Origin of the sequence: Thauera butanivorans NBRC 103042, assembly GCF_001591165.1 — a bacterium.
In the GTDB taxonomy this organism is placed as follows: Bacteria; Pseudomonadota; Gammaproteobacteria; order Burkholderiales; family Rhodocyclaceae; genus Thauera; species Thauera butanivorans.
Genome location: NZ_BCUG01000004.1, coordinates 181,938 through 202,167 on the forward strand (window position 1 = coordinate 181,938; position 20,230 = coordinate 202,167).

Consider the following 20,230-nt stretch of genomic DNA (forward strand, 5'->3'; position numbering starts at 1 on the left):
TCAGACGCAACCCGGAGAACCGACAAGGGGATCATCCATGCAATACAAATCACAAGCGGTCGCCATGCCCTACTTCATCGCGGCGATCGGACTGTTCGTGGGGCAAATCATTTTCGGCCTGATCATGGGCATGCAGTACGTCGTCGGCGATTTCCTGTTCCCGGAAATCCCGTTCAACGTGGCCCGCATGGTCCATACCAACCTGCTGATCGTCTGGCTGCTGTTCGGCTTCATGGGCGCGGCCTACTACATGATTCCGGAAGAAGCGGAAACCGAGCTCTACAGCCCGAAGCTGGCGCTGGCGATGTTCTGGATCTTCCTCGTCGCCGGTGCGGCCACCATCCTCGGCTATCTGCTGGTGCCCTACGCCACGCTGGCCGAGATGACGGGCAACGACATCCTCGCCACGATGGGACGCGAGTTCCTCGAGCAGCCGCTGATCACCAAGATCGGCATCGTCATCGTCGCCCTCGCCTTCCTGTTCAACATCACCATGACCACGCTCAAGGGCCGCAAGACCGCCATCAGCATGGTGCTGCTGCTCGGTCTGTGGGGTCTGGCGATCTTCTTCCTGTTCTCCTTCTACAACCCGGTGAACCTCGTCCGTGACAAGTTCTACTGGTGGTGGGTGGTGCATCTCTGGGTGGAAGGCGTGTGGGAACTGATCCTCGGCGCGCTGCTGGCCTTCGTGCTGATCAAGGTGACCGGGGTCGACCGCGAAGTCATCGAGAAGTGGCTGTACGTGATCATCACGCTGGCCCTGGTCACCGGCATCATCGGTACCGGCCACCACTACTACTGGATCGGTGCGCCGGAATACTGGCAGTGGTGGGGTTCCATCTTCTCCGCGCTGGAGCCGCTGCCCTTCTTCGCCATGACCGTCTTCGCCTTCAACATGGTCAACCGCCGTCGCCGCGAGCATCCGAACCGCGCTGCCGTGCTGTGGGCCCTGGGTACCGGCGTGATGGCCTTCCTCGGCGCAGGCGTGTGGGGCTTCCTGCACACCCTGGCTCCGGTCAACTACTACACCCACGGCTCGCAGATCACCGCCGCCCACGGTCACATGGCCTTCTACGGCGCCTACGTGATGGTCGTGCTCACCATCATCAGCTACGCGATGCCGATCCTGCGCGGCCGTGCCGCCAACTCGAACAAGTCGCAAGTGCTGGAAATGTGGGCCTTCTGGCTGATGACGATCGCGATGGTCTTCATCACCCTGTTCCTCACCGCCGCCGGCATCCTGCAAGTGTGGCTGCAGCGCGTGTCCGACTCGCCGATGTCCTTCATGGCCGCCCAGGACCAGGTCACCCTGTTCTACTGGATGCGTGAATGGGCGGGTGTGATGTTCTTCGTCGGCCTGGTGGTGTACGTCATCAGCTTCTTCGTCAAGGGCGAGACCCAGCCGGCAAAGGCATGACGATGACCGGTGTCTCTCCGCAGTAACTCCTGGGCGACCAGGGGAAGGGGTTGGGGGCGGCTTGGGCCGCCCCTTTTTTTTCGTCGACGGTCTGGCGATCCGGCGCCCGGCAGTCCGGCGGCGGCAAACCGCTTGCCTGCCGCGCCACAGCCTGTAGGATCCCAGCTTTCCGAGAAATACAGCACAGGAGCCCGCACATGCAGACCTATGGCTATGCCGCCTACAGCAAGGACACGCCTCTGGCGCCCTTCAAGTTCGAACGCCGTGCGCTGCGGCCGAACGACGTCGCGATGGAGATCCTCTACTGTGGCGTGTGCCATTCCGACCTGCACACCACGCGCAACGACTGGGGCAAGAGCTATTACCCGATCGTGCCGGGGCACGAGATCGTCGGTCGCGTCACCCGGGTCGGCGCCGAGGTCACCCGCTACAAGGCCGGCGACCACGTCGCCGTCGGCTGCCTGGTCGACAGCTGCATGGAATGCGATCTATGCCAACGGGGCGAGGAACAGCTCTGTCGCAAGGGCTGCACCGGCACCTATGGCGGACACGACCGCATCACCCGGGAGCCGACGCAGGGCGGCTATTCCAAGCATCTGGTGGTGCGCGAGGAATTCTGCCTGCGCGTACCCGAAGGGCTGGATCTGGCCCGGGCGGCGCCCTTGCTGTGCGCCGGCATCACCACCTGGTCGCCGCTGCGCACCTGGCAAGTCGGGCCGGGCAGCCGGGTGGCCGTGATCGGGCTGGGCGGCCTGGGCCACATGGCGGTCAAGCTCGCGGTCGGGCTGGGCGCCGACGTCACGGTGCTGAGCCGCAGCAGGGACAAGGAAGCCGACGCGCTGGCGCTGGGCGCGCACCGCCTGCTCGCCTCATCGGACACCGAGTCGATGCGCAAGGCCTCCAGCAGCTTCGACCTGATCATCGACACCGTGCCGGTCCAGCACAGCCTCAAGCCCTATCTGCCGTTGCTGGACGTGGACGGGACGCTGGTACTGGTGGGCCAGATCGGCCCGCTGGACGAACTGAGCACGGTGCCGTTGCTGTTCGGCCGCCGCCGCATCGCCGGCTCGCCGATCGGCGGCATCCGCGAGACGCAGGAACTGCTCGATTTCTGCGCGGCAAAGAACATCCTGCCCGACTGCGAGATGATCCGCATGGACGAGATCAACCACGCCTTCGAGCGCATGGAAAAAGCCGACGTGCGCTACCGCTTCGTGATCGACATGGCTTCGCTGTCCAGCGTCGCCTGAAGCAGCGGCCCGCCCCCGTATGCCGCGGGCGAGCCGGCGCTTCAGCCACGCCCGAAGCGCAGCAGGCGCAGCGCGTTGAGCGTGACCAGCGCCGTCGCCCCGGCATCGGCCAGCACTGCCACCCACAAGCCGGTCATGCCCAGCACGCTGGTGACCAGGAACACCCCCTTGAGGCCGAGCGCGAACACCACGTTCTGGTGGATGTTGGCCATCGTCGCCCGCGACAGCGCGATGAGATGGGCGAGATCGCTGACGCGGCTCTTCAGCAGCGCGGCATCGGCGGTTTCGATCGCCACGTCGGTGCCGCCGCCCATCGCGATGCCGACGTCGGCCGCTGCCAGTGCCGGCGCGTCGTTGATGCCGTCGCCCACCATCGCCACGCGGGCATCACGCTTCATGCCGTCGATCAGGCGCAGCTTGTCCTGCGGCAGCAGTTCGGCCTGCCATTCCATGTCCAGTTCGCCGGCCAGCGCCCGCGCCGTGCGGGCGTTGTCGCCGGTCAGCATCACCGGCCGCACGCCCAGCGCCTTGAGCCGGGCGACGCCCTCACGCGCATCCGGCCGCAGTTCGTCGCGCAGCGCGAGCAGGCCCAGGGCGCGCCCCGCCTCCTCGTCGAGCAGCACCGACACCGTCTTGCCATCGTTCTGCAAGGCCTCGATGCGTGCCCGCTGCCCAGGCGCAAGCTGCGCGACCTGCTCGGCGTACACCGGAGAGCCCACCGCCAGGCGACGGCCATCCACCCGCGCACGCACTGCCCGGCCCGCGCTGGCCGAAGCCTCCGCCGCCACTGGAATGGCGAGCCCGGCACTTTCGGCCTGCCGGATGATGGCCCTGGCCAGCGGATGGCTGGAACCGGATTCGACGCCCGCCGCCAGCGCGAGCACGCTCATCGCCTGGCTCTCCTCGTCTTCCCCTTCTTCTCCGTCAAAGGCGGCAATGTCGGTGACGCGCAGCCTGCCTTCGGTCAGCGTGCCGGTCTTGTCGAAGGCGATCGCACCCACGCGGCCGATGGTTTCCAGCGCATTGCCGCCCTTGATCAGCAGCCCTTGCCGCGTGCCCGCCGCCAGGCCCGAAGCAATGGCGGCCGGGGTCGACAACACCAGCGCGCAAGGGCAGGCGATCAGCAGCAACGCCAGGCCGCGATAGAGCCAGGTGCCCCAGTCGCCGCCCAGCACCAGCGGCGGCACCAGCACGACCAGCGCCGCCAGCGCCATCACCGCCGGCGTGTAATAGCGGCTGAAGCGCTCGATGAAACGCGCGGTGGGCGATCTGGCGGCCTGGGCCTGCTCCACCAGATGAATGATGCGGGCGATGGTGTTGTCCGCGGCGGCCTTGTCCACCCGGACCTGCAGCACGCCATCGACGTTGATGGTGCCGGCGAAGACGCCGTCGCCGGCTGCCTTCTCCCGGGGCACGGACTCGCCGGTCACCGGCGACTCGTCCAGACTGGACGCGCCCGCCACGATCACGCCGTCGGCCGGCACGCGGTCGCCCGGCCGGACCAGCACGCGGTCATCCACGCGCAAGGACGAGGCCGGCACTTCGCGCTGCCCGCCCTGCCCATCGAGCAGCAGCGCCGTCTTCGGCACCAGCGCGGCCAGCGCCTTGATGCCGGCGCGCGCACGGCCCGCGGCGACGTTCTCCAGCAATTCGCCGACCGAGAACAGGAACACCACCGCAACGGCCTCTTCCGCCTCGCCGATCAGCAGGGCACCGACTGCAGCGACGGACATCAGCATCTCGATCGAGAACGGCGAACCCGCGCGCGCCAGTGCGAACGCCTTGCGCACGAAGGGAAAGACGCCGAGCAGCACGGCGGCGGCAAACACCCAGGGCCCATATGCCGGCAACACGAGCGCCATCGCATAGGCCGCACCCATCAGCACGCCGAGGCCGAGAACCTGCGCGCCCTTCTTCGTCTTCCACCAGGGCAGGTCCGCGGCAGCAGCAGGAGCGCTCGGCGCTCCCTCTTCCCCCCTCCGGTCCTGGATGGCAGACACACCGAAGCCCAGCCCGCCGATGACTTTCTCGATGTCGCCGACGCCGGTGGCCGAATCCGGCGCCAGCGCCAGTTCCAGCGTTTCCGCAGCGAAATTGAGCCGGATGCAGGACACCCCCGGCATGCGCGCCAGCGCAGTCTCGATCTTGCCGACGCAGCTTGCGCAGTCCATGCCTTCGACCCGCATCGATACCCTGGGTGAGCTTTCGGGCGCAGGAGCGGACGCTGCCTGGGCGGCAGCCGCCTCCCCGGCCGCGTGGGCATGCCGATGCCCGTCCGCGCAGGCCTGGATCTCGCAATGGCAGTGATCCGCGCAGCCATCCCGCTCGTGCCGGTGGCCGTCGTGGTGCCCGTGCTCCGCATGGTGTTCATTCATGCCGATCTCCTTGCCTGCCGATGCGGGAGCTGCAAAAACGCAGACCTTCTTGCACAGCAGGTGCACTCATACTAGCACACATGAACAATTGTTCATGTGTTTTTTAAAAAGGCACACCCGCTCCGCTGCAGCGCCACACCTCCTGCCCGGGCGCAGCGTTCAATCGTCAGCCTGCTCTTCCACGATGTGGCTGGCCATGTCCTGCAGCACCTGGCTGACGTGCTGGTCGGCGACTTCGTAGAAGATGTGCTTGGCCCGCCGCACTCCCTTCACCAGCCGCGCGCCACGCAGCAGCCGCAAATGGTGGCTGACCAGCGACTGCGACAGCTCAAGGCTGTCAGCGATCTCCCCCACCGAAGTGGAACCTTTCATGCAGCACAGCATGATCCTGAGGCGCGACGGATCGCCCAGCAGGCGGAAAGTCTCCGCCAGGATGGTGACGTCGTTCTGCGACAGCGCAAAGGCATCGCCGGCGTCCTGTTCTCGTGCAGGCGCAGGCGGCACATCCTTGCCGCCGCGCGGTTTGTGTGAAGTCATGGCGCGAAGATACCTGTTCCCGAAGCCGGCCGCTGTGGTCCCTGATCGGCAGCCGCATCGGTCTGCCCTGCTGGTGGCCGGGATTACAGCCTAGAACCCCCGTCACGTCCACCCCGCGGGGCAGGATGCAGGACGACGGCGAGCAGCAGCGGCCGTCCATACCGGCCCCTCACTTGGAAACCGCCACCTCCTGAGGTGAAGCACCTGGATCGACGGCAGGTTCATGCTTCGCGGACCAGACGCTATCGGCATGGCCTTCCAGCATCCGCTTGCGGGTGTGATGCGCCAGCAGCAGAAACACCGGTACGGCTGCCAGGGCGGTGGCATCGACGGCGAAGCCCGCGCCGTGATGGTTCCAGGTGCCGCCGATCCCCCAGATGCCCGCCAGACTGCCGAGCGGAATCAGCAGGGTCGCCAGCGCCGCCAGCCGCAGCAGTTCGTCGGCGCCGCGGGCAGCCCCCCGCACGAAGGCCCAGGCCACGGCGGCGAAGAAAACTGCGTAATAAATGCCCTCATGCCATGCAGCGAGGTCATCGGCCTGGCCTGGCAGCCATTTGGTCGCTGCCAACGTCGCCGAAATACCGATCACGCAGCCAAGGGACACACCGACGGTAAGGCAGCCCAGCACCCGGGCCGAACGTTTTTGCCCGGGGATGACGCCGTCGCGCCGCTTCCTGCGGCGCGATTCGATCCACAGCAGGTTTCCGGTGTAGAACAGCATGGCACCGGCCAGTCCCATCGCCACGTAGAGCCAGCGCATCGCGTCGCCGCCGTAGCTGCCGAAATGCAGCATGAAGAAGGTATTGACGGCCGCGCTCCATGGCTCCATGTGCCCGGGCAGGTCATGCGGGTCCACTTCGCCGGTATAGGGATTCAGGTGCGTGCTCGCATAGGTTCGCCCACGGGTGCCGTAGCGGACGTCCAGGCCGGTGACGCTCGCCTCCAGCTGACCATGGTCTTCACGGAAGATGAAGCTGTACACCTCGAAACCCGGCAGTTGCGCCTCGACTCTGCGCAGCAGTTCGTCCGCCGGCAGCCGGTATTCGCCAGGACCGGGCAATGGCGCAGGCTCGTGTTGCCCCCAGGGCAGGCCGTGGGGGTACACCACTTTTTCCTGAACCGCATAGAAGGGGGTATGGAAGGCGAAGACCACGCTGGTCAGCGCCATGACGAGGTGAAAGGGCAGGCTGACGATGCCCAGCGCATTGTGGACGTCCATCCACATGCGCTTGATGTTCTTGCCCAGGCGCAGGGCAAAGAAATCCTTGACCAGCGTCGGCAGCACGATGATCAGCCCGGAAACCAGCGCCACCGCATACAGCAAGGCCACGGCGCCCATGATCGGGCGTGCCACCGCATCGGCAAACGGCAGGCCCACCAGTTGGTGAAGCGTGTCGACCAGTTGCGCCACCGGCGCCCTGGCCAGCTTCTCGACCTGCAGGCTGCCATCGGCAGCGAAGCTCGCCCCATACTCGGTAAAGTCCCGACGGGTCTTGCCAGGTTCGCGCCATACCACTCTTGCAGGCATTTCGGCAGTCGGCTGGACAACGACGGCATGGAACTTCGCCGCCTGCGGGTGCCTGGCGAGGACGGCCTCCCGCAATTCGTCCGCGCGCTCGATCGGCGGCGGCGGCGCCAGCGCCGATGGCGGCGTCGCCCAGCGTTCGAGCGGTTTCTCGAACATCGTGATGGCGCCGGCGTAGAAGGCGATGAACAGCATCAGCCCGCTGACGATGCCGACCCAGATGTGTACGTCCTTGTATACCTTGATGACGTCGTTACGGATTTTCATTGCTCAACCCATGCCCAGCCGGAGCGCGCCCAACAGGCCGAAAGCAGCCAGGTTCGCCGCGCCCAGCCACAACCATGCACGCAGGCTGTCGCGAAACAGGAATACGAAGGACAGCACACCCGCCCAGATCGGCGAGATCAGCCACATGTTGAACTGCGTCTTGCCGCCCCCACCCTCGATACCTCCCGGGCCGAGCCAGGCAAACAAGCCGGAGAGGGCCACCGCCAGGCCGAAACCGAGCAGCACGCCGGCACAGCCCTTGCCGAACCAGTGGCGGCTGTCGAGCCGCCGCACATTCACCGTTGCCGCCTTCTCGCTCATGACGGCCTCCGCTGCCGCGCCCGCCATGCACCAACGAACGGCGCCGCCGTCCACACCAGCATCGCCAGCACCATCCAGCTCGCCACCGCAGCCATCGCCCCCATCATCGACAGCAGCAGCACCAGGGACAGCAGCAGGCAGCCGCTGCCGAGCCAGGCAAGGCCGCGGGGGGAGGATCGGCGTGCCGACCACAGTTGCTGCGGCGATGCCAGATAGAGCAGCCATGCGCCCGCCACACCGGACAGCGCCGAAAGCAGGACCATCCACGCATTCATCGTACTGATCTCATTCGAAAGATACGGCTGCAGCCGCAGCGACAATCATCACTGCCGCCCCCGCTTGCGTCGCTGCCCACAGGGTATGCCATGACGCGGTCCGCCCCGGCGGGGGAACCTGCCGCCACGGACTCACCAATTGAAGGTCGCGGTCGCGTTGACGGTGCGGCCGGTCCCGTAGAAGCATGAAGAAACGCCGCCGCAGGTGGAAACGTAGCGCTTGTCCGTCAGATTGCCGACATTGAGCGCAAGCTGGACGGGCGTGCCGCTGTCGCGGCCGATGACGTAGCGGATTGCCGCGTCATAGAGCGTGAAGGACGGAATCTCGTAGAGGTTGGCACTGTCGCCGTAGCTCCTGCCGTTGTAGCGCACCCCGGCCGCCAGGCTCAGGCCGGCCAGGTCTCCGCCGAGGAAAGTGTAGTCGGCCCACAGCGACGCGGTTTTCTCCGGCACGCGCGCAAGCTCCTTGCCCTTCAGGCCGGCCGTGCTGCGGGTGATTTCCGAATCCATCCACGACACCGCGCCGATCACGCTCAACCCCTTCTGCAGCGTGATCCGGCCTTCGAGCTCCACGCCCGCCACCCGGCTCTCGCCATCCTGGACCTGGCACTGGCTGGTTCCGTTCGAACCGCATGTGTTGTGGGCGGGATCGGGGTCGTCGACCAGGATGTCCTGCTGGCGCAGGTCGTAGATGGACACGGTGACGAGGCCATCATGGTTCGCCGGCTGGTATTTGATGCCGAATTCCCATTGCTTGCCGGTCACCGGATCGAAGGGTTTGTCGGTGAAGCTCATGCTTGTGTTGCTGCCGGCCGGCTGGAACGACTCGGCATAGCTGAGATAAGGCGACAGGCCCAGATCGGAAACATAGAGGATTCCGGCATTGCGGGTGAAGGCTTCGTTCTTTACCCTGCTCGGGCTGCGGGCGCCGTAGACACCGGAAATGGCAGAATAGGGCTGCGAGTAGGTGTCATCCTCGGTCCAGTCGTAGCGGCCGCCCAAGGTCAGCCGCCACTTGTCGATGGCCATCTGATCCTGCAGATAGACCCCGGTTTGTTCGTTCTTGCCGCCACTGTAGCTGATGCTGGTGGTGGTGGGCCTGAAGCCGCTGTACACCGGGTTGAAGATGTCGATGGGCGGAGGGCTGGTCATCGCGCCGCGCGCACCGGTCCAATCCGCCTTCTGCCAATCCAGCCCGGCAAGCAAGGTGTGTGCAACCGCGCCAGTGGCAAATTTTCCGGTCAGGCGCGTATCCACGGTATACCCCCTGGAATCGCCCTCGCCCCATACCGCGCGGCGGTTCTGAGTGCGGCCGTCGGCATTCAATGCGCCGCTGGTGACCACCGTACGGAACAGGGACTCCACGTCCGTCACACGCGCACTCTGGCTGAACTTCCAGCTGTCGTCGAATGCGTGCTCGAAGACATAGCCGGCAGTCCAGATCGTACGATCATAGGTATTCCAGTGCGGCTCGCCGATGAAGGTGGTGTTCTTCATCCGCCCGAACGGCGTCGCGACGAGCGTTCCGTCCATTGGCAGGAACTGGTAGGTCGAACCGCCGTCGTCGCGCTGGTACAGGCCCAGCAGCGTCAGCTTCGTCGCATCGGAGATCTGCAAGCTGTAGCTCGGCGCGATGAAGTAATGCTCTTCCGGCGTGTGCTTGATCTGGGTATCACCCTTGCGGTAGAGCCCGACCAGACGGAACAGATGGCGGTCGTCCTCGCTGCCGCCGCCGACATCGAAGGCAGTATTGAACTGGCCATGGCCGTTGATGCCGAGCCGCAGGAGCCGCTCGCGGTCGGCCGACGGCATCTTGCTCACCTGGTTGACCATGCCTCCCGGTGCCACCTGGCCATACATCACCGCCGACGGCCCCTTGAGGACTTCGACGCGCTCCAGGTTCCAGCTATCGACCATCGTCCGGTTCCACTGGCTGCCCTGCGGCGCCCGCATGCCATCGACGGTCACGTTGTTGCTCCAGCTGCCGGCATCGAAGCCGCGGATGCTGAAATCATCGACGCGATTGTCGATGCCGGAGCCTTCGAGCGCGACTCCGGCGACATACCGCATCGCGTCGTTGAGGTTCTGCACGCCGCGCGCGTCCAGTTCGTCGCGCACGATCACCGATACCGACTGTGCCGTTTCGGCAACCGGTGTATCGGTCTTGGTCGCACCCGACGCCGTTTCCGCCGTTCGGTAGGCATCAACGGTGACCGCCTTCAACACCGTGGGCGCCAACCCGTCGTCTGCGGACGCCTGCCGGCTTTCCTGTGCGGCTGCCAGTGCGGGCATGGCCGACAGGATGACCAGGCATACGGTTTTCCTCTTCAAACTTGCGATGCGGACCTTCATGGTTTCCTCATGAGAACGGACGATGAATTTTAATGAAAACAGTTCTCATTGTACTAATAAAAACGAGAGCTAAATAACCGACTTTGAAACCGCAGCAAGCCTGCTCCTGCCCTGCACGAATTCCGGCACGGGGCCATCACCCATTAGAATTCCGCTTTTCCCCCGACCCGCCCACCGGAAGCCACCGTGTCACGCACCCCGCCCCCCGTCCCATCCCGCCCGCAACGCATCGCCATCAACGGCTATGGCCGCATCGGGCGCTGTTACCTGCGTGCCCTGCACGAGGCCGGGCTGGCACGGCAGTTCCAGGTGGTGGCGATCAACGAGCCGGCGGACCTGGCGAGCATCGCCTACCTGACCCGCTTCGATTCCACCCACGGGCGCTTTCCCGGCCAGGTCGAGACGAGCGGCGACCAGTTGCTGATCGACGGCCGGGCCATCGCGGTCTCGCATGCAGCCACGCCCGAAGCGCTCGACTGGGCAGCCCACGGCATCGATCTGGTGGTCGAATGCTCCGGACAGTACGGCAGCCGCGCCGAACTCGAACGCTTCCTGCGGGCAGGCTGCCCACGCCTGCTGCTATCGCAGCCGGGCAACAGCGCCGAGGACGTCGACGCCACCATCGTGCACGGCATCAACGATGCCAGCCTGCGCGCCGATGCCCGGCTGGTGTCGAACGCGTCGTGCACCACCAATGCCGCAGTGCCGGTGCTGGCCCTGCTGCACCGCGAACTGGGCCTCGAGAACGTGTTGCTGACCACCCTGCATTCGGCGATGAACGACCAGCCGCTGATCGACGGCTACCACCACGCCGACCTGCGCCGCACACGCTCGGCGATGCAGTCCATCATCCCGGTGTCCACCGGCCTGGCGCGCGGCGTCGAGCGCCTGCTGCCCGAGCTCGCCGGCAAGGTGCAGGCCAAGGCCATCCGCGTGCCGACGCACAACGTCTCGGCCATCGACATGGTGCTGCAGCTCGCCGGCGACACCGACGCGGCGCGGATCAACAGGCTGCTGCGCGCCGCTGCCGAAGGCACGTGGCGCGGACTGCTGGCGTGGTCGGACGACCCCCATGCCTCGATCGACTTCAACCACGATCCGCATTCGGCGATCGTCGACGGCGGCCAGACGCGCATGATCGGGCCGCGGCTGCTCAACCTGGTGGTGTGGTTCGACAACGAATGGGGGTTTGCCAACCGCATGGCGGATGTGACGCGGCACTGGCTGGGCCGCGCCGCCGAATCCCTCGCGGAACGGCTCAGTTAACCACGATCAAGTTAATTCCATGCCCCGCTGCCTAGACTTCGATGCATGGAACAGGACACCCTACCCGCCATTGCAACACCCCCGGACACCACCGGCCCCCGACTCGCGGGCGACCTGGCGATCTGGTTCTTCATCCTCGCCGAACTGCTGGCCTTCGGCGTGTTCTTCGCCGCCTACGCCTTCACCCGCGCCAACAACATCGAGCTGTTCGATGCCGAGCAGGCGGCGCTGAACCGCCATGCCGGCGCGCTCAACACCGTGCTGCTGCTCACCGCCAGCTATTTCGTCGTGCGCGCGGTGCAGGCCGCCGAGCACAGCCTGTCGCAGCCCTGCGCGCGCTGGCTGCTGGCCGCGATCGCCTGCGGCGCCGGTTTCCTGGTGGTCAAGATGTTCGAGTACGCGGCGGCCTTCGAGCACAACATCAGCCTGTCGAGCAGCCCCTTCCACATGTTCTACCTGTCGCTGACCTTCTTCCACTTCATGCACGTGATTCTCGGCATGGTGATCCTGGTCGCGATGTGGAACGGCGCACGCCAGGGCCGCTACCGGCCGGGCGAGATGAACGGCATCGAGACCGGCGCCGCCTACTGGCACATGGTCGATCTGGTGTGGCTGATCCTGTTCCCGCTGGTCTATGTCATCCACTGAGGAGGAGAAGATGAGCTCCGACGTACATGGCACGCCGCGACGCGCCACCCTGCTGTGGGCGACGCTGATCGTCGCCACGCTGCTGACCTGGGGCATGGGCGTGCTGGGCGCCACCGGCAAGGGCGCGATCGCCGCGCTGGCCGCGATCTCGTTCTGGAAGGGCGCGGTCATCATCCTCGACTTCATGGCCCTGAGACATGCACCGGCGCTGTGGCGCATGCTGACGCTGGGCTGGATGGTCCTCGTCTGGGCGGTCATCGCCATCGCATACATCAAAGGAATGCCGCAATGAACATGGACAACCGCGCCGAGACGCAGCAACTCGACATCCCCTACTACCAGGCCGCCGGCGACGAAGTCGCAGTGTTCGAGCACGCCTGGAAGAACCGCCTGCCGCTGCTGATCAAGGGCCCGACCGGCTGCGGCAAGACCCGCTTCGTCGCCCACATGGCCGCCCGCCTGGGGCTGCCGCTGCACACCGTGGCCTGCCACGACGATCTCACCGCCGCCGACCTCGTCGGCCGCCATCTGATCGGCGACGGCAAGACGGTGTGGTGCGACGGCCCGCTGACCCGCGCGGTGCGCGAAGGCGGCATCTGCTACCTGGACGAAGTGGTCGAGGCGCGCAAGGACACCACGGTGGTGCTGCACCCGCTGGCCGACGACCGCCGCATCCTGCCGATCGACCGCACCGGCGAACTGCTCGAGGCGCCGCCCAGCTTCATGCTGGTGGTTTCCTACAACCCCGGCTACCAGAACCTGCTGAAAGGCATGAAGCCCTCGACCCGCCAGCGCTTCGTCAGCCTGCGCTTCGATTTCCCGCGCGCCGAACAGGAAGAAGCGATCCTGATCGGCGAGACCGCCTGCCCGCCCGACCTCGCCCGCCGCCTGGTGGCGATCGCCGGCGCGCTGCGCGCGCTGAAGGACCGCGATCTCGAGGAAGCCGCCAGCACCCGCCTGCTGATCTACGCCGCATTGCTGATCAAGGACGGCATGGATCCGGTCGCCGCCTGCCGCGTCGGCATCATCGAGAGCCTGACCGACGACCATGAAGTCGCCGAGGCGCTGATGGAAGTCGTGTCGGCCACCTTCGGCCGCTGACGCGAACGGCCATGTCGATCGAACGCCCCGACCCCCTTCGCCACGCCGTACCCGGCCCGCATCTCGCCATCGCCGCCGAGGCCCTGTTCCTCATCAACCTGATGCTGGCGCCGGGCCTGGCCTTCCTGGCGCTGATGTTCCTGTGGATCAAGCACCGCAATCATCCCGACCCGCTGGTGCGCAACCACCTGCGCCAGACCGGCTGGACCTGCATCTGGGGCGGCACCCTGCTGGTGAGCCTGAGCGTGGCCATCTTCGTGCTCGGCGGCTTCGACAACCCGTGGTCGTGGGTGATCGGCGTGCTGTATTTCACCTTCGTCCATTCCGGGCTGATCCTGCTCGGCGTGCTCGGCCTGTCGCGCGCGGTCAATGGCCGGCCCTGGCGTTATCCGATCTTCGGGCCGCGCGAGCCTGAACTGGACCTCTCCCCTCCAAAGGAGCATTGAGCCGTGGAAGAAACCGTCGGCAAGCTCTGGCACCGCTTCATCACCCGCGCCGCGGGCGGGCATTTTCCGCAGGCCGTGGTCAGGCTGAAGGAAATCGAACGCATGACGGGCGTGTTCTTCCGCGCCCTCGGCGGCGACCCCGGCCTGCGCGTCGCCGCCGCCACCGCCGACGTGCACGGCGCGCGCCGCAGCCTGCTGTCGCGCATAGCCGGCAGCGACGAACGCACGGCCCGCGCGCGCATGGACGCCGTCACGCTGCGCCTGCCGATGGAACTCGACGCCCTGCCCGAGCGCAGCCTGAACCGCGACCTCTACCTGTGGCTCGCTGCGCTCGCCGCCGCCAGCGGCGCGCCGGCCGGCGCCGAGGACGAAGCCGCGCTGGCCGAGGCCCGAGCCCGGCTCGCGCCGCTGCCCGAAGGCGCCAGCGCCGACGCGGCGACGCTCGAACTGCGCCTGAACCAGCTCGCCACGCTACGCGCGCTGCTGCGCTGGCCCGGCCTGCAGCCGCGCTACGACCGCCTCGTGGCCGCAGTCATCCAGCAGCGCATCGCCCCCGCCCGCCTGCCGCCGGTCGAAGCCGAACGCGAGAACCTGATCCGCCAGGCGCTGCAGCAGCCCGGCAGCGTCGCCGCCCTGCCGCCCCTGCCGCCCAAGGGCATGGCGCACCAGCCCGTGCTGCTGTGGCTGGGCGACCTGATGCCCGGCGAGGCCGCCGCCGCCCGCGGCGGACGCGGCGCCGAAGCCAGCGCCAACGCGCAGAACAAGCGCGACGAGCGCGAAACCGAACGCCAGGCCCACCGCGTCGAGCGCGTCGACCAGCCGCAGGAGAAGCACGGCCTGCTGATGATCTTCCGCGCCGAGAGCCTGCTGTCGGTGGCAGAGTTCCTCAAGGTCAAGCGCAGCAGCGACGACGACCCCGACGACAATGCCGCCGACGCTGCCGCCAACCTCGAACAGCTCGCGCTGTCGCGCGACGAGGAGCGTGTCGCCTCCAAAGTGCGCTTCGACCTCGATCTGCCGTCCGCCGCGGAGGACGACGTCGTGCTCGGCGACGGCATTCCGCTGCCCGAATGGGACTACCGCAAGGGCCTGCTGCGCGAGGACCACGTCCGCCTGCAGGAACTCACCGCCTCGCCGCACGACCCGCGCGCCGCGCCCACGCCGCTGCCGCCCCACCTGCACCGCACCGCGCGCCACCTGCATCGCCAGTTCGCCGCGCTGCAGCCGGGCCGGCGCTGGCTCAAGGGCCGCATCGACGGCAGCGAGCTCGACCTCGACGCGGTGGTGCGCGCCGCCACCGATCGCGCCATCGGCCAGCACCCATCCGACCAGCTCTACCTGTCGCTGGAAAAGCGCGAACGCGATCTCGCCTGTCTGGCGCTGGCCGACCTGTCGCTGTCCACCGACGCCTGGATCTCGTCGGAGGCGCGCGTCATCGACGTCATCCGCGATTCGCTGCTGCTGTTCGGCGAAGCGCTATCGGCCACCGGCGACCGCTTCGCGCTGTGCGGCTTCTCGTCGGTCAAGCGCAGCAACGTCCGCTTCCACCATCTGAAGAATTTTTCGCAGCGCTTCGACGACGCCGCGCGCGGCCGCATCATGGCGATCAAGCCGGGCTACTACACCCGCCTGGGCGCGGCGATCCGACACGCCACCAGCGTGCTCGAAAAGCAGGCCGCCGCGCGGCGCGTGCTGTTGATCCTGTCCGACGGCAAGCCCAACGACCTCGACCTCTACGATGGCCGCTACGGCATCGAGGACACCCGCGTCGCCGTCATCGAAGCACGCGGCCGCGGCATCGTGCCCTTCTGCGTCACCATCGACCGCGAGGGCGCCAGCTACCTGCCCCACCTGTTCGGCCCCGGCGGCTACGCGGTGATCCGCCAGCCCGACGAACTGCCCGCCCGCCTGCCGATGTTCTATGCCCAACTGACCCGCTGACGCATGAGAGCAACGCCATGAACCATTTCGACACCCCATGCCAGGAAGCCATGCGCGAAGCCGATCCGCCCGCCGAGGCCCTTTCGCTGGCACCCGAAGTCGAGCGCCTGTGCCGCCTGCTGCGCCATGCCTCGCTGTTCCAGGGCCTGGGCTGTGGCGAAATCGCCCGCTTCGCCCGCGGCGTGCGCGAAATCAGGGCCGCCAAGGGCGAAATCCTGTTCCATCGCGGCGATACCTGCACCGGCTTCCACCTGATCCTGTCCGGCCAGATCAAGCTCGCCTTCACCTCATCAGAAGGCAACGAGAAAGTGGTCGACATCCTGCGCCCGGGCCAGAGCTTCGGCGAAGCGGTGATGTTCATGGACAAGCCCTACGTCGTCATGGCGCAGGCGCTGACCGACAGCGCCCTGCTGCACATCGGCAAGCAGGTGCTGTTCGAGGAAATGAGCAACGACCCGGACTTCTGCCACAAGATCATCGCCGGCCTCTCCCAGCGCCTGCACCGCCTGATGGGCGACGTCGAAAGCTATTCGCTGCGCTCCGGCCGCGAGCGCATCATCGGCTACCTGCTGCGCGAAGAGGAACTGGGCGGCGAATGCAGCGGCACCGGCCGCGTGTCGATCCGCCTGCCCACCAGCAAGGGCACCATCGCCTCGCGCCTGAACCTGACGCAGGAACACTTCTCCCGCATCCTGCACGAACTGACCAGTTCCGGCCTGATCGAGGTCGAAGGCCGCACCATCCACATCCCGGACATCGAGCGGCTGCGCAGCAGCCTGGACTGAGCCACGGCTGCCGAAGATGACACAAGAGGATTGACGACGCGGATACCAGGCAGGGCATGGCCATGGTGCATGCTTTCGCTGAGCAAGGTGTCGCAGCCAGTCTCGATGGCAGCTGCAACACCAGTGAAATCTATTGTTTTCGCATGCCCTCCACCGAGAAGCCCGCATGCTCGCGGACATATCGCGTCAGATGATCCCGGAAAGCCTCGGCTGCAGGTGACAGCGAACGGCCGCTGCGGGTGAAGATATGGAAGCGGCGGAAGACTTCGGGGGCGACCAGCGGCCGCATGCTCAAGCCATACAGGCGTACCAGCGAAGCGGCGTAGGGAATGCAGATCGTCGCCCCCAGTCCGGCCGCGACCATGCTGAGTGCGGTCGACATGAAGGTCACGGTCGCGTTGGGGTTGAGATCGAGCCCGCGCACCACGTTGTGCAGATCGATCGAAAGGCGCTCGGTGAACTGGCCCTGCAGTGTTATCAAGGGGTGATTTGCGAGTTCGGCCCAGCACACCGATTCGGCGTCCGCCAGTGGATGCTCACGGTGAAAAACCGCATGGAACGGCAGCGCGAACAGCAGCGCGGCGTCGATATCGGAATTCGGATCGCGCTCGGGGCCGACGCCCAGGTCCACCTCCCCCGAAAACACCCGTGAGGTCACGCTCTCGACCGCGCAGTCGGTGAGCCGGATCGTGATGTTCGGGTAATCGCGCGCAAATGCTGCGATCACGTCCGGCAACAGCGTGCAGGCCATCAACTGCGGCGCCGCGATTCGCACCACTCCCTGTTTCAGCGCCTTGATGTTCGCAAGCTCGTCGAGCGCGCCGTCGAGGTCGGCGAGGATCTTCTCGATCAGCGGATGAATCCCGCGGCCGATCTCCGACAGCTGGATGCGCCGCGTACTGCGATCGAGCAGGCGAACGCCCAGCCCCTGCTCCAGTTCCTTGATCAGCCCGCTGAGGGCCGACTGCGTGATGTAGAGGCTCTCTGCCGCGAGCGTGAAGCTTCCGGTCCGGGTGACGGCGAGGAAGGCACGCAGCTGGCGCAAGGTCACATTCATCATGTAATCCAATAAATGAATCTGAAAAAGTCGTTTGAATGATAAAACATTTTCCAATTTAATAGCGACATCACTTATGCATCGATAAACGAAACACATCGCCCCCTTGCCGAGGGGCCTACAGGAGAGAGGAGACTGCAATGACCCCGATCGTGAAGAAGATCCACCACGTCGCGTATCGCTGCAAGAACGCGCTGGAGACCGCGCGCTGGTACGAGAAGCACCTGCACATGAAGCTGATCCTGTCGATCGCCGAGGATGCCGTGCCCTCGACCGGCGAGGCCGATCCCTACATGCACATCTTCATGGACGCCGGCATGGGCAACGTGCTCGCCTTCTTCGAGCTGCCCACCCGGGCGCCGATGGGCCGCGACGAGAACACCCCAGCGTGGACCCAGCATCTCGCCCTGGAAGTCGACTCGATGGAGATCCTGCTCGCCACCAAGGCGCGCCTCGAAGCCGAGGGCCTCGAGGTCGTCGGCCCCACCGACCATGCGCTGTTCCAGTCGATCTACTTCTTCGACCCCAACGGCCACCGCCTCGAACTCGCCTGCAACACCAATCTCCCCGGGATGCTTGATGCGCTCGACAAGGTCAAGTGGGACATGCTCGAAGAATGGGCGCAGACCAAGAAGGCTCCCAAGCACGCTGCCTGGATGCACGACGGCAGCTACAAGGAGATGTTCAAGTGAAACTCGCCACCCTCAAGCAAGGCGGCCGCGACGGTACCCTGGTCGTCGTCCGCCGCGATCTCGCCCGCTGCCTTCCGGTGCCGGCGATCGCCCGCACGCTGCAGGCCGCGCTCGACGACTGGCAAGCCTGCGAGCCGCAGCTGCGCCAGGTCTACGAGGCCCTGAACAGCGATACGGTCGAGTCGCAGCCCTTCGACCAGGCAGCCTGCCATTCGCCGCTGCCGCGCGCCTACCAGTGGGCCGACGGCTCCGCCTACATCAACCATGTGGAGCTGGTGCGCAAGGCGCGCAACGCCGAGATGCCGCCCTCGTTCTACACCGACCCGCTGATGTACCAGGGCGGCTCGGACAGCTTCATCGGCCCGCGCGACGCGGTGGTGGCCGACGAGAGCTGGGGCATCGATTTCGAGGCCGAAGTCACCGTGGTGACCGGCGACCTGCCGATGGGTGCCACCCCTGCCGAGGCGGCGAAGGCGATCCGCCTGCTGATGCTGGTAAACGACGTCAGCCTGCGCAACCTCATCCCCAACGAGCTCGCCAAGGGCTTCGGCTTCTTCCAGTCCAAGCCGGCCTCGGCTTTCAGCCCGATAGCAGTCACCCCGGATGAACTGGGCGACGCCTGGAAGGATGCCAAGGTCCACCTGCCGCTGGTGGTGCACCTCAACGACAAGCTGTTCGGCAAGCCGGAAGCCGGCGTCGACATGACTTTCGACTTCGGCCAGCTCATCGCCCATGTGGCGAAGACGCGCGAACTCGAAGCCGGCTCGATCATCGGCTCGGGCACGGTCTCGAACAAGCAGGGCGATCTGTGGGGTTCGTCGATCGAACACGGCGGCGTGGGCTACTGCTGCCTCGCCGAGGTGCGCACCTACGAGACGATCGAGCAGGGCGAGCCGAGCACGCCCTTCATGCGCGACGGTGACGTGGTGCGCGTCGAGATGTTCGATCGCGAAGGCCGCAGCGTGTTCGGCACGATCGAGAACCGGGTGGTGGCGCGCAAGGGCTGACAGGCGATGAGGCTCTACACCTACTTCCGTAGCTCGGCGGCCTACCGCGTGCGGATCGCCCTCAATCTCAAGGGCCTGGAATACGAGGCGGTACCGGTTCATCTGCTACGCGGCGGCGGCGAGCACCGCCGGCCCGAGTATCTGGAGCTGAATCCGGCCGGCCTGGTGCCGGCGCTGGAGGACGCAGGGCAGGTGCTGACGCAGTCGCTCGCCATCATCGAGTACCTGGACGAGACCCATCCCCAGGTGCCGCTGCTGCCGGCGGGGGCACTCGAACGGGCGCGCGTACGTGCGATCGCCCAGGCGACCGCCTGCGACATCCACCCGCTGAACAACCTTCGGGTGCTGCAGTACCTCGGGCAAACGCTCGGAGCGAGCGAAGCACAGCGCAATGCGTGGTATCGCCACTGGGTGGAGCTCGGCCTGGCCGCCGTCGAGGCCAGACTCGCCGGCGACGAGCTCACGGGTGCGTACTGCCATGGAGATCGGCCCGGACTGGCCGACTGCTGCCTGGTACCCCAGGTGTTCAACGCCCGGCGCTTCGACTGCGACCTCTCGGCAATGCCGACGGTGCGCGGAATCGTCGCCCGGTGCGAGGAACTCGAGGCGTTTCGACGCGCGGCGCCGATGGCGCAGCCCGATGCCGAGTGAATCGGAGCGAGCGGCAAGAGCGACCCGGAACGACAGGTCGCGCGCTCTGGCTTGCACGCTCTTTTGGGATGGTGAGGAGGCATCATGAATCCTGCAGACAACATGCCCTTGTGGGCACCTTCGCCGGAGCGCATCGCCTCGGCCAATGTCACCGCGTTCCGTGTTGCGGCGGAAAGGCGCTGGGGCGTTTCGCTGCCCGACTACGCTGCGCTTCATGATTGGTCGGTCGCGCATCCGGAGCAGTTCTGGGTCAGCGTCTGGGAAGACGGCGGCGTGATCGGCACGCGCGGCGAGCGGGTGCTGGTCGATGGCGAGCG

19 protein-coding genes and 1 pseudogene are annotated in these 20,230 nt (G+C 66.4%); 13 read left to right on the plus strand and 7 right to left on the minus strand.

Annotated features, from left to right (window positions below):
- Positions 1–37 precede the first annotated feature (37 nt).
- Both TBU01S_RS03120 and TBU01S_RS03125 read left to right on the plus strand, forming a co-directional pair.
- Positions 38–1,417 (plus strand): cbb3-type cytochrome c oxidase subunit I, encoded by a 1,380-nt coding sequence (locus TBU01S_RS03120; protein ID WP_068635165.1) that lies wholly within the window; start codon positions 38–40, stop codon positions 1,415–1,417.
- 197 nt (positions 1,418–1,614) lie between these two features.
- Positions 1,615–2,667, plus strand: coding sequence for an NAD(P)-dependent alcohol dehydrogenase (locus TBU01S_RS03125; protein ID WP_068635166.1), 1,053 nt, complete (start codon positions 1,615–1,617; stop codon positions 2,665–2,667).
- A 41-nt stretch (positions 2,668–2,708) separates the two neighbouring features.
- On the opposite strand, the gene TBU01S_RS03130 is transcribed toward TBU01S_RS03125, so the two are convergent.
- The 6 genes from TBU01S_RS03130 to TBU01S_RS03155 all read right to left on the minus strand — a co-directional run bounded on the left by TBU01S_RS03130 (position 2,709) and on the right by TBU01S_RS03155 (position 10,319).
- The gene (locus TBU01S_RS03130) at positions 2,709–5,042 is read right to left on the minus strand and encodes a heavy metal translocating P-type ATPase (protein WP_217999548.1); all 2,334 of its coding nucleotides are present in this window, start codon (positions 5,040–5,042) and stop codon (positions 2,709–2,711) included.
- 159 nt (positions 5,043–5,201) lie between these two features.
- A complete protein-coding gene (locus tag TBU01S_RS03135) occupies positions 5,202–5,579 on the minus strand; it encodes an ArsR/SmtB family transcription factor (RefSeq protein WP_068635168.1) in 378 nt (125 codons plus the stop codon).
- Between the two features lie 169 nt (positions 5,580–5,748).
- Positions 5,749–7,371, minus strand: a complete 1,623-nt coding sequence (locus TBU01S_RS03140; RefSeq protein ID WP_068635169.1) for a PepSY-associated TM helix domain-containing protein — start codon at positions 7,369–7,371, stop codon at positions 5,749–5,751.
- Positions 7,372–7,374: 3 nt separating this feature from the next.
- On the minus strand, positions 7,375–7,692 hold the full coding sequence (locus TBU01S_RS03145; RefSeq protein WP_068635170.1) for a hypothetical protein: 318 nt from the start codon (positions 7,690–7,692) through the stop codon (positions 7,375–7,377).
- Positions 7,689–8,012, minus strand: a complete 324-nt coding sequence (locus TBU01S_RS03150; RefSeq protein ID WP_157659083.1) for a hypothetical protein — start codon at positions 8,010–8,012, stop codon at positions 7,689–7,691. The genes TBU01S_RS03145 and TBU01S_RS03150 overlap by 4 nt, the downstream gene beginning before the upstream one ends.
- Before the next feature lie 87 nt (positions 8,013–8,099).
- The gene (locus TBU01S_RS03155) at positions 8,100–10,319 is read right to left on the minus strand and encodes a TonB-dependent siderophore receptor (protein ID WP_217999549.1); all 2,220 of its coding nucleotides are present in this window, start codon (positions 10,317–10,319) and stop codon (positions 8,100–8,102) included.
- A gap of 186 nt (positions 10,320–10,505) precedes the next feature.
- Here TBU01S_RS03155 and TBU01S_RS03160 point away from each other — a divergent pair, with 186 nt between their 5' ends.
- From TBU01S_RS03160 to TBU01S_RS03190, 7 genes are read left to right on the plus strand one after another with little or no spacing between them, the layout of a single operon-like run.
- Positions 10,506–11,585, plus strand: a complete 1,080-nt coding sequence (locus TBU01S_RS03160) for a type I glyceraldehyde-3-phosphate dehydrogenase (RefSeq protein ID WP_068635172.1) — start codon at positions 10,506–10,508, stop codon at positions 11,583–11,585.
- A 45-nt stretch (positions 11,586–11,630) separates the two neighbouring features.
- The gene (locus tag TBU01S_RS03165; RefSeq protein ID WP_068635173.1) at positions 11,631–12,233 is read left to right on the plus strand and encodes a cytochrome c oxidase subunit 3 family protein; all 603 of its coding nucleotides are present in this window, start codon (positions 11,631–11,633) and stop codon (positions 12,231–12,233) included.
- A 10-nt stretch (positions 12,234–12,243) separates the two neighbouring features.
- The gene (locus TBU01S_RS03170; RefSeq protein ID WP_068635174.1) at positions 12,244–12,525 is read left to right on the plus strand and encodes a cytochrome C oxidase subunit IV family protein; all 282 of its coding nucleotides are present in this window, start codon (positions 12,244–12,246) and stop codon (positions 12,523–12,525) included.
- Complete coding sequence (locus tag TBU01S_RS03175; protein ID WP_068635175.1) at positions 12,522–13,334, plus strand: CbbQ/NirQ/NorQ/GpvN family protein; 813 nt, start codon at positions 12,522–12,524, stop codon at positions 13,332–13,334. The genes TBU01S_RS03170 and TBU01S_RS03175 overlap by 4 nt, the downstream gene beginning before the upstream one ends.
- 11 nt (positions 13,335–13,345) lie before the next feature.
- The gene (locus tag TBU01S_RS03180; protein WP_068635176.1) at positions 13,346–13,780 is read left to right on the plus strand and encodes a magnetosome magnetite crystal formation protein family; all 435 of its coding nucleotides are present in this window, start codon (positions 13,346–13,348) and stop codon (positions 13,778–13,780) included.
- A gap of 3 nt (positions 13,781–13,783) precedes the next feature.
- Positions 13,784–15,721, plus strand: coding sequence for a nitric oxide reductase activation protein NorD (locus TBU01S_RS03185; RefSeq protein ID WP_068635177.1), 1,938 nt, complete (start codon positions 13,784–13,786; stop codon positions 15,719–15,721).
- 17 nt (positions 15,722–15,738) lie between these two features.
- Positions 15,739–16,506: a Crp/Fnr family transcriptional regulator gene (locus tag TBU01S_RS03190; protein WP_068635178.1), complete on the plus strand. Its 768-nt coding sequence runs from the start codon at positions 15,739–15,741 to the stop codon at positions 16,504–16,506.
- Between the two features lie 130 nt (positions 16,507–16,636).
- Here the strand turns inward: TBU01S_RS03190 and TBU01S_RS03195 are convergent, their stop codons facing one another.
- The gene (locus TBU01S_RS03195) at positions 16,637–17,557 is read right to left on the minus strand and encodes a LysR family transcriptional regulator (RefSeq protein WP_245650838.1); all 921 of its coding nucleotides are present in this window, start codon (positions 17,555–17,557) and stop codon (positions 16,637–16,639) included.
- Positions 17,558–17,703: 146 nt separating this feature from the next.
- On the opposite strand from TBU01S_RS03195, the gene TBU01S_RS03200 reads away from it, so the two are divergent.
- The 4 genes and pseudogenes from TBU01S_RS03200 to TBU01S_RS03215 form a co-directional block, all read left to right on the plus strand.
- Positions 17,704–18,255 (plus strand): VOC family protein, encoded by a 552-nt coding sequence (locus tag TBU01S_RS03200; RefSeq protein WP_068635179.1) that lies wholly within the window; start codon positions 17,704–17,706, stop codon positions 18,253–18,255.
- A complete protein-coding gene (locus TBU01S_RS03205; RefSeq protein ID WP_068635180.1) occupies positions 18,252–19,262 on the plus strand; it encodes a fumarylacetoacetate hydrolase family protein in 1,011 nt (336 codons plus the stop codon). Before TBU01S_RS03200 ends, TBU01S_RS03205 begins: the two co-directional genes overlap by 4 nt.
- Before the next feature lie 6 nt (positions 19,263–19,268).
- Complete coding sequence (gene maiA, locus TBU01S_RS03210; protein WP_068635181.1) at positions 19,269–19,913, plus strand: maleylacetoacetate isomerase; 645 nt, start codon at positions 19,269–19,271, stop codon at positions 19,911–19,913.
- A gap of 84 nt (positions 19,914–19,997) precedes the next feature.
- Positions 19,998–20,230, plus strand: a pseudogene (locus tag TBU01S_RS03215) (acetoacetate--CoA ligase); the annotation flags it as partial.